Raw genomic sequence first — 9,654 nt, forward strand, 5'->3', positions numbered from 1 at the left:
GGCACACGCGGCCGCAGACCGACGGCAGCGGATTGCGCTCGATGACGAGGTCGAGCGCGTCCGAGAAGCGCCCTTCCGCGATGGCGAGCAGGTAGCCGGGCACGTCGACGTGCACCGGGCAGGCGGCCCGGCACGGCGCGAACAGGCGGGCTGGCGCGTGCCCGGCCTTCCTCTCCTCACGCATGCGTGCCATCGCCGTCGTCGTCCTCATGTCTCCGCCTCAGGAGGCGCGCTTCCTCATGTACGCGGGCAGGTCGGCGGCCTCATACGGGCCCACGGTCACGGTCCAGCCGGACAGTTCCTCGGCGAGCTCTCCGGAGATCTGGGCGACCGCGCCGGGGATGATGACCTCGCGGCGCGAGACCGCGTCCGCCACGCCCGAGCTGTTGAGGAACTTGGCGATGCGCTCGGGCACGAACTTGCCCGCAGCCCAGGCGGTCAGTACCGACAGCCCTTCGGCGTCGACGACGCCGAGGCGCGCGGGCATCTTCGCTCCCTCGAGCTCGGAGGAGACGATGAAGTAGGTGAGCGAGAAGTTCGTGGTCACGAACAGCGGCGCGTCCGGGCCGGGATTGCCGAACTCGTAGATCTTGGCCTCGGCCTGCATGGGACGCTGCGGGTCCGTGAACACGTTCTGGCGCAGTACCAACAGGGGCAGCATGCGCCAAGGCTCGGCACCGGACAGCACGATGATGCTGCCGTACTTGGCCAGGTCGACCGCGGCGTAGGTGGTCTCGAGAAGTGGGTCGCCGCCGGCGAAGTCGCCGGGGAACGTGATGCACGGGTAGCCGAGCGGGGCGAAGCGGCCATCGAGTGCCGCACGCCGCTCGAAGACCCGGTCGCGCAGCGCGGCGCCGGCCGTGGCGGGTGCGGTGTCGAGGACGAGGTCCTTCACGCCCGCGGCGGCGGCGCGCTCGGCGAGGGCGGCGACGGCCTCGACGCCGCCCGCGCGCACCGCGAGCGGGCAGCCGTGCTGGGTGGCGAGCGCGACCATCGCGTCGAGGTTCGCCTCGGTGGCGGCGTGGATGAGGGGCTTGCGCGACCCGACGGCCTCGAGTGCGGCGCCCATCTCGGCGGGGTCTGCCGACATGAGCACGAGCGGCAGCCCCGTCCTTGCCGAGACCCGCTCTGCGACCGCACGGAAGCGTGCCGGGTCGCCCGAGCCGCGCAGCGCCACGAAGCCGCACCGCAGCACCTGCTGCACGCGCTCGAAGACCGCGGCGTCGGCCTGCGCGACCACCGTGTCGATCTCGTCGTCGGAGGCCGACACGGCGATCGACACGCCGATGGCGGCCGGGTTCACGAAGGTCTTCTCGTGGCGGAAGAGCACCGTCTCTTCGCCGACCGTGAACGCCAGGTCGCCCGTGCCGATGGTGACGCCGCGCATCGGCGGCGCGGCGGCCGCGGACAGGGCTGCGGCCGCCTCCTCCGAGACGTGCGGGCACGAGACGAGCTCGGCCTGGCCCTGGGCCAGCTTCATGGCGAACGCCAGGCAGGTGGGCACCCCGCAGTCGCCGCAGTTGGTCTTCGGAAGGTGCTTGAAGATGTCCAGTCCGGTGAGAGCCATCGGTAGAGTCGCTCCTCGGGTCAGAGGTCCATCAGAACAAGGGGTCCATGGTCAGGGCAGGATGCCCGTTGGCAGTGATGAACTCGAGTACGGCCTCCTCGGTCTCGCCGACGGCCTCGTCGGCGACCTTGTCGAGGAAACCGGGGTCGCCCATCTCCTCGAGGCGCGGTGCGAGCGAGGCGCGCATGCCCTCCTTGAGCTCCTTCGGCATCCACACGACCCGCGAGAGGCCGCCTTCGGCCGACAGGAACTTCCGGCTCGCGATGTATCCGCGGCCGATGCCCATGAAGCCGGGGACCTGGACGCCGCCGCCGATGGTGCCGGCGAGCGTGGAGAACTTCATTCCCGAGGGCGTCATGCCGGCGTACTCGCGGTTCACGATCATGACGCCGTTGCACATCGGCATGATGGCGATGACGCACATGAAGCAGCCGCACGAGGTCATCGGGTCGGTGAGCAGCGAGTAGCAACTCATCGTCTGCACCGCTCCGCCGGACTTCTCGGCGATGAACGCGTTGACACCCGACCAGGTCCCGGTGCGCTCGTCGAGCAGCGCGCCCTTGGCGATCGGCTGGTTGGGGCCGGTGGGGTTCAGCTCGTTGGACGCCTTGGCGTCGAGCCAGTTGTACGCGCCGCACAGGCCGAGCCGCTCCGGCGTGACCACGCAGATGTGGCTCGGCGCGAAGCTCTGGCACAAGGTGCATGAGTAGAAGACGTCGGCGGTCTCGTCGGTCAGCCCCGCCATGCGCTCGTCGCGCTCGGCGTAGGCCTTCCGCGCGACCTCCTCCCACTTCTCGACCTCGGCCTGGTCGGTGTAGATGGTGACCTGGACCTTGTCGATGATCGCCTCGAACTCGTCGAGCAGCTTGGCGTGCAGGATCTCGCCGATGTGCTCGAGCTTGAAGCCCTTGTCCTTGGCGGCCTTGCTGATGCGCAGCCAGATGAGGTCGCGCTGGCCCATGTGGAGCACGCCCTCCGCGAAGTTCATGAGGTGGTGGAGCTGCCGCTCGATGACCGGCTCGAAGTCGGACTGCATCTTGCGGCCGGCCACGTCGACGACGATGCCGAGCGGCACCGTCGCACCTTCCTGGAGGTCGGCGAGCTCGGGTCCGACGACCTCGATCCTCCCGTCTGTGACCTCCGCGGCGTCGAGCGTGCGCACGAACTCGAACGCGGTCGACTTCTGGCCGCCCGCCTCGGCGAAGGTGTCTTCCTTGCGGACGCGCTCGCCCTCGAAGGCGGGACCGTAGGAGACCGGGATCGGGATGTCGAGGACCTTGATCTTCAGGCCGCGCACCTCGATGGCCTTCTGCACGAGCTCGTCGCACCCGATGTTGGATACCACGTGCTCGTAGGTGCACACGCCGGTGGGCAGGATCTGCGGGATGTCGGCGGTTGCGATGGTGGGGAAGCCGTAGGAGATGGCGCCGGCCGCGGTGGCGTACCACTCGTCGGAGACCTCGCCGAGCGCGAGCACGAACGCGAAGACGCGGCTCTTGTTGTAGGCGAGGATGCGCTCGTAGTCGCCCGGCTGGACGCCACCGAACGCCATCGCGGCGCGCGTGGCGAAGCCGACCGAGTAGATCTGGCTGTAGACCTCGCGGCCGAACGGCACGAGCCGCGTGTCCCAGCCGAGCTGGATGCCCTCGGACTCGAGCTGCTCGCCGAAGGAAGTCGTGCCGTCGTTGCCCGCGATGAAGACGTAGAGCATCTTCTCCTGCATCTCGCGGGCGAGGCGGACCGCGGTCGCGCTGTCGGGCGCGGCGCCGACGACGGCGGCGAAGCCCGGCGCCGAGCCGTCGACGAACTCGACGCCCTTGGCGCGCATGATCACGTCGTCGGCGGCGCCGAGCCACAGGTCGGTCACGGGGGGCGGGTCGTTGTCGAGGTAGCCCAGCGCCTCGTGGCACTCCTCGGCGAGCAGGGTCGCTATACCTGCGTCCAGCGTCGTGCCGAGGTAGGGGAGCCACAGCTTCTCGGTCGGCACCTCGGGGAGCAGGTCCTTCGCGTAGCCGAGTACCGTGTCCATGTCCGAGAGCTTGGAGACCTTCTCACCGGTGAGGCCGTAGATGACCGGCAGGTAGTAGCCGGTGTTCGGGAACTCGACGGCAGCGTCGGCGCCGAAGCTCTCCTTGGCACGGGCGAGCTTGGCCTCGGTCTTGGCGAAGATGCTGTGCGCGCCGCGGATCGCCGCGGAAGCGATGATCTTAGACACTGAGCTCCCTCCTCATGTCCATGTCGAACAGCACCCGCTCCTGAGCGACATCGATCTTCAGGGCCTTGCGGGCGTTGTCGATGAGGTCGAGCGTCGCCACGACCATGTCCTGCGGCTCCTTGATGAACCGCAACGAGCCCCCGTAGCGCTCCGTCCAACCGTCGATCATGTACTGCTGCACGACGGGGCTGTTCTCCACGGGCGAGCCGACCCCGCCGAAGATGACGTGCGCGCCACTGGCCACCGCGTACGTCGCGATCTCGAGTGCCTTCTCCGAGTACCACTCGGGCGACAGCGCGACCGCGGGCAGGCCCGCGATGTCGTCGCCGAGACCGCCGGTGGCGGCGACGTCGGTGAGGAGCGTGAGGATGCGCGAGTTGTCCACGCAGCTGCCCATGTGCAGCACCGGCGGGATGCCGACCGTCTCGCAGACCTCGCGCAACGACTCGCCTGCGAAGGCCATCGTCTCGGGGGTGAGCAGGCCATGCTTGCCACTCGTGATGGCGGCACAGCCGGTCACGACCACGAGCACGTTGTTGGCGATCAGTTCGCGCACCACGTTGACGACCGCGTAGTCCTGTACCGCGCGCGGGCTCGAGCAGCCCACGACCGCCGCGGCGCCGCGGATGCGGCCGTTGACGATGTTCTCGTTCAGCGGGTTCAGCGACGCCCGCATCTTCCCGCCGAGCATGTAGCGGATGTACTCGTGGCTGAAGCCGGCGACGAGCGGCTCGGAGACGTGCGGGATGTGCACGCGGGCGGCGTCGCGGTTCGGGAAGTTCTCGATGGCGGCGCGGACGATCTCGCGTGCCGCTTCGCGCGGCCTGTGCTCGTCGACGATGATCTGCTCGGAGTCGCCGACCTTGGCCTTGGCGCTCGAGGAGACGAGCTTGGTGTGGAAGTGCGACGCGACTTCGGTCAAGCCTTGGAAGATGCACTGTACGTCCACGACCATCAGGTCGACCGCGCCGGTGAGCAGCGCGAGCTCCTGATGGAGCATGTTGCCCGCCGGCGGCACGCCGCGGCGCATGAGCGACTCGTTGGCGGTGCAGCAGATGCCCGCGATGTTGATGCCGGCTGCCCCCACCTTCTCGGCGAGCGCCACCATCTCGGGCTCGTGCGCCGCGTCGATGATCATGGACGCCAGCAGCGGCTCGTGGCCATGGATGAGGATGTTGACCTTGTCCTCGGCCAGCACGCCGAGGTTCGCCGAGGAACGGATGGGCTCAGGCGTGCCGTACAGGACGTCCTGCAGGTCGGTGGCGAGCATGGACCCGCCCCAGCCGCTGGCCAGCGCGCAGCGCACCGCGCCGTCGAGCAGGGTCTGGTAGTTCTGGTCGGTGCCCGCGGCCGTGCGGTGCATGGCCTCGACGACCTCGCGGTCGATCCCGCGCGGCACCACGTCGTACGTGCGCCAGAGATCCTTGCGCTTCTGCGGCGCCCGCTCTACGTACACGATCTCGCCGGTCTGCTGGCCGAACTGGTCGAGCGCGCACTGCGCGACCTCGCCCAGGAGCGTCATGACATCCTTGCCGGCCGCCTCGATGCCCATGTAGCCGGCGACCTTGGCGAGCTTGACCTCGTCGGCGATGGTGCCACCCTCGATCTCGCCCTTGGCGATGCCGAGCAGCGTGAGCGCCACGTCGCGGCCGTGGTCGGAGTGCGCCGCGGCGCCCGCGGCCACCTGGCGCACGAAGTTGCGCGCGGCGATGGTCTCGCGGGACGCACCGCAGACCCCCCGCTCGTGCTTGCCGATGACCCGGCACGGGCCCATCGCGCACAGCTTGCAGCAGCCGCTCGTCGCACCCGTCGAGCACGGCTTGATCTCGCGGGAGCGCGAGAACACCGTCTCGATCTCGCACGCCTCGGCTATCCGGAGCATCTCGGCCGCCGTGGGGTCGATGCTCACCTCTGACGGATCGGTGGTTGTCGTCTCGTCGCTCATGTGCTCACACCTCTTCTCCGTGTCCCTGAGTGGCCTACTGGGAGAGCAGGCCGTCGATGGCGGTCTTGACGAGGCGCACGGCCTCGGGATGTCGCATGACGAGCACGTCGGCGCCGGACAGCGCCAGCGTGATGGCGGTGCACGCCTCCCACAGCACGCCGCGCTTGGCCTCGTCGCCCCATGCGGGCTCCTCGGCCTCCGCGATCCGGGCCTCCTTGGTGCGCCACGCCTCGCGCCCGAGGTTGCACACCATCGGCATCTGGCACATCGCGTCGTTCTGGTTGAGCGCCGCGAGCCGCAGGCGCTCCATGACCGTGTAGCTGTACTCGATGCCGTAACCGACCGACCCGGTCGACGGGTCGATGAGCACGCGCTCGGGCTCGAGCCCCATCTGGGTGATGAGGATGTTGAGCTGCTTGGCCATGTTCACGTCGATGGGGGTCTCGGCGACGACCGAATGCCCGTAGCCGAGCGCCGCCGCGGTGATGGGCTTGTAGTTGTCCTCGGTCGCCGGTCCGAGTGCGAGGCGCGTGTCGGTCACGGCCTCGGCCACCGCCTTGAGCACCTCGGCGTCCTTCTCGGCGTTGCCGCAGCCGTACACGATGAGCGGCGCGGACACCGCCCCGACGACCGCGCGCACCACGTCGACCGCGTGCGACGGCGGGGTGTCGGCGCCGTTGGGGTCCGCAGAGGCGAGCTGGACGCAGATGGCGTCGGCGCCGTGGGTCTCGACGCACGAGCGCGCCCATGCCGCCGGGTCGGCGAGCACGTCGCCCAGCGCGCCGGTCAGCGCCGCCGGCCAGCTCTCGGGTGCGGTGTCGAAGACCTCCATCGCGACGATGGGGCGTCGCGGCATCTCGCCGTCGAACAGGTAGAACGGCATCGCGCTCTCGCCGCCGATGACGACTGCGCCGTCGCCGGAGCCGAGGGTCTCCTCGCGGATGCGGCCGCTCGGCCGCTCGATCGGGTCCTGGTAGGTCACTTCTCACCTCCTGCTTCCGGGCCTGCGGCCCTTGCAGCGGACTTGACGGTGTTCTCGAGCAGCATGGCTATGGTCATCGGACCGACGCCCCCGGGGACCGGGGTGATCGCGGAGGCCCGCTCACTTGCGACCGCGAACTCGACGTCGCCGACGAAGCGGCCGTCGTCGAGGCGGTTCATGCCGATGTCGATGACCACGGCGCCTTCCTTGATCCACTCGCCCTTGATCATCTCCGGTCGGCCGATGGCGACGATGAGGACGTCGGCCGCGCCGACGTGGCCGGCCAGGTCGCGCGTGCGCGAGTGGCACATCGTGACGGTCGCGTTGCGCGCGAGCGCGAGCAGCGCCGCGGGCTTGCCCACGTTGTTGCTGCGCCCGACGACCACACAGTCCTTGCCGGTCAGGTCGACGCCGGACTCCTCGAGCAGCACCATGACGCCGGCCGGCGTGCACGAGACGAACGAGTCCTTGCCCACCACGAGTCGGCCGATGCTCTCCGGGTGGAAGCCGTCCACGTCCTTGTCGAGGCTGATCGTCTCGATGACGGCGTCCTCGTCGAGGTGGGCGGGCAGCGGGAACTGCACGAGGATGCCGTGGACGTCGTCTCGGCCGTTGAGCTCGCGCACGAGCGCGAGCAGCTCGTCTTGCGTGGTGGTGTCGGGCAGCTCGTAGCTGAACGAGCGGATGCCCGCCTCGTCGCAGGCCTTGTGCTTGTTGCGCACGTAGACCTGCGAGGCGGGGTCCTCGCCGACGATGACGACGGCCAGGCCGGGCGTCACCCCGTGCGCGACGAGCTCACGCACGCGCTCGGCCACGGCCGCGCGCCGCTTCGCCGCGATCGCCTTGCCGTCGATGATGGTCGCTGCCATGTACGGTCCCTCTCGGTCGGTGGTCGGGTTCAGGCGGTGGCGCCCGCGGGTAGCTGCACGACGCCGGCGAGCATGGCGCGCACCGCGGCGAGCGCGGGGGAGTCTCCCGGCAGGTCGAACAGGCCGGCGCCGGTCAGGTCGGCGCGGGTCACGCCCTCGTCGGGCGGGATGACGCCGAGCAGTGGGATGCCGGTGCCCTCGACCGCGTCGTAGAGCGCCGGATCGAGCGGCTCGGTGGCGCGATCGACCACGAGGTAGCGGGCGCCGACGGCGATCTTGAGCTCGTCGGCGAGCCCGGAGAGGCGCGCGACGGTCGCGACGCCGCGCACACTCGGGTCGGAGACGAGCAGCAGCAGGTCGACGTCGCGCGTGGTGCGGCGAGAGAGGTGCTCGAGTCCCGCCTCGTTGTCCATGACCACGAAGCCGTAGCCGCGCTGGAGGTCGTCGATGCAGCCGCGCACAAGGTCGTTCGCGTAGCAGTAGCAGCCGGAGCCCTCGGGGCGGCCCATCGACAGCAGGTCGAACGCGCGAGACTCCACGAGGAAGCGCTGCACGTTGTACTCGAGCCAGAGGTGTTTGGACATGCCGCCCGGATTCGACTCGGCGTTGGCCAGCATCTGCTCGGTGATCTCGCCGACGGAGCGCTCCACCTCCACCCCGAGCGCCTCGTGCAGGCATGCGTTGGGGTCGGCGTCGACGGCGAGGATCGACGTCGCGCCGAGCTCGGCGAGCGCGCGGACCACGAGCGCTGCCGTCGTGGTCTTGCCCGTGCCCCCCTTGCCGGCCATGGCGATGGCGAAGGCCATCTCAGTGAGCCATTCCCGCGCGAGAGCGCTCAGCGAGCAGCGCCTCAGTCCTGGGGAACAGCGACGTCTCAGTGTGGGGCAGGAACAGCGCCGAGACGTACCGGTCCATGAACGAGGCGCTTGCCGAGAGCTCCACGTACGTCATCATCTCCGCCACACGCCGGCAGGTCGCGCGCATCTCGGCAGACCGGCATGCGAGTTGCGCGCCGAGCAGCGAGCTGTTGCCGATGAAGACGAAGCGCTCGATCTCGAGCTCGGGCAGCAGACCCAGCGAGATCACGCGCTCGAGGTCGAGGTAGTGGCCGAAGCCGCCGGCGATGACGACCTCCTCGATGTCCGTGACGGCGACGCCGACGTTCTCGGTCAGGAGGGTCACGCCCGCGTAGACCGCCGCTTTCGCGCGCATCAGGTTCTCGATGTCGGTCTCGGTCAGCACGATGTCGGCTCCGGTGCCGCTGTCGGCCGCGGTCGCGAGCACGTACTCGAGCCCGCGCTCGCCCTCGCGCAGCCTCTCGCCGGCGCGCTCGGGGTCGAAGTGCCCACTGCGGTCGATAGCACCCGCGAGGAAGAGCTCGGAGACGGCGTCCATGATGCCGCTGCCGCAGATGCCGACGGCGCGCGCCCCCTCGATCGTCGCGATCGAGGGCTGCAGGGTCACGGTGTCGACACGCACCTGCTCGATGGCGCCCGCCGCCGCGCGCATGCCGTGGAGGATGCCGCCTCCCTCGAACGCGGGGCCGGCCGAGCACGAGCACGACACGAGCCAGTCCCTCGTGCCGAGCACGATCTCGCCGTTGGTGCCGATGTCGACGAAGAGCGTGAGCCGTTCGGACCACGGGAGGCCGGCCGCAACGACGCCGGCGACGATGTCCCCGCCGAGCCAGCTCGCCGGACACTCGACGGCCTCGAGTCCCGTGCAGGTGCCTCCGGGCAGGCCGAGGTCGACGGCGCGCAGCCACGGGAAGCGGCTCGCGGCCGGGACGTAGGGCTCGGTGCGGATGTACGCCGGTGAGACGCCCATGAGGAGGTGGGTCATCACGGTGTTGCCCGCAGTGACGTAGAACGCGAGGTGACCGGGGTCGACCCCGACGGTCGCACACATGCGCTCGACCAGGCGGCCGATCGTGCCGGTGACGAGTCGCTGGAGGTCGTCCAAGCCGCCGGGTCTGCCCGCCGCGATGACGCGGGAGATGACGTCATCGCCCCGGCTCACTTGGGCGTTGTACTCGGAGGTCTGGGCCAGCACGTCGCCCGTCGACAGGTCGAGGAG

At 69.8% G+C, this 9,654-nt stretch carries 7 protein-coding genes and 1 pseudogene (1 of these 8 cut by a window edge); all 8 read right to left on the bottom strand.

Features of this window, described 5'->3' with window-relative positions:
* Window positions 1-211 (bottom strand): annotated as a pseudogene (locus FDZ70_00820) (FAD-dependent oxidoreductase) (it extends 1,808 nt beyond the left edge of the window).
* 9 nt (window positions 212-220) lie between these two features.
* Window positions 221-1,567, bottom strand: a complete 1,347-nt coding sequence (locus tag FDZ70_00825; protein ID TLM80411.1) for an acetyl-CoA decarbonylase/synthase complex subunit gamma — start codon at window positions 1,565-1,567, stop codon at window positions 221-223.
* Between the two features lie 31 nt (window positions 1,568-1,598).
* Window positions 1,599-3,782: a CO dehydrogenase/CO-methylating acetyl-CoA synthase complex subunit beta gene (gene cdhC / locus FDZ70_00830; GenBank protein ID TLM80412.1), complete on the bottom strand. Its 2,184-nt coding sequence runs from the start codon at window positions 3,780-3,782 to the stop codon at window positions 1,599-1,601.
* A complete protein-coding gene (gene cooS, locus FDZ70_00835; GenBank protein TLM80413.1) occupies window positions 3,775-5,727 on the bottom strand; it encodes an anaerobic carbon-monoxide dehydrogenase catalytic subunit in 1,953 nt (650 codons plus the stop codon). The genes cdhC and cooS overlap by 8 nt, the downstream gene beginning before the upstream one ends.
* A 34-nt stretch (window positions 5,728-5,761) precedes the next feature.
* Window positions 5,762-6,709: an acetyl-CoA decarbonylase/synthase complex subunit delta gene (locus FDZ70_00840; GenBank protein ID TLM80414.1), complete on the bottom strand. Its 948-nt coding sequence runs from the start codon at window positions 6,707-6,709 to the stop codon at window positions 5,762-5,764.
* On the bottom strand, window positions 6,706-7,578 hold the full coding sequence (gene folD / locus FDZ70_00845; protein TLM80415.1) for a bifunctional methylenetetrahydrofolate dehydrogenase/methenyltetrahydrofolate cyclohydrolase FolD: 873 nt from the start codon (window positions 7,576-7,578) through the stop codon (window positions 6,706-6,708). Before folD ends, FDZ70_00840 begins: the two co-directional genes overlap by 4 nt.
* A 29-nt stretch (window positions 7,579-7,607) precedes the next feature.
* Window positions 7,608-8,384: a carbon monoxide dehydrogenase gene (locus tag FDZ70_00850; protein TLM80416.1), complete on the bottom strand. Its 777-nt coding sequence runs from the start codon at window positions 8,382-8,384 to the stop codon at window positions 7,608-7,610.
* A 1-nt stretch (window position 8,385) separates the two neighbouring features.
* The coding region (locus tag FDZ70_00855; GenBank protein TLM80417.1) for a DUF4445 domain-containing protein at window positions 8,386-9,654 on the bottom strand (1,269 nt) is incomplete at its 5' end.

It is taken from the genome of Actinomycetota bacterium (genome assembly GCA_005774595.1).
Taxonomy (GTDB): Bacteria; Actinomycetota; Coriobacteriia; order Anaerosomatales; family D1FN1-002; genus D1FN1-002.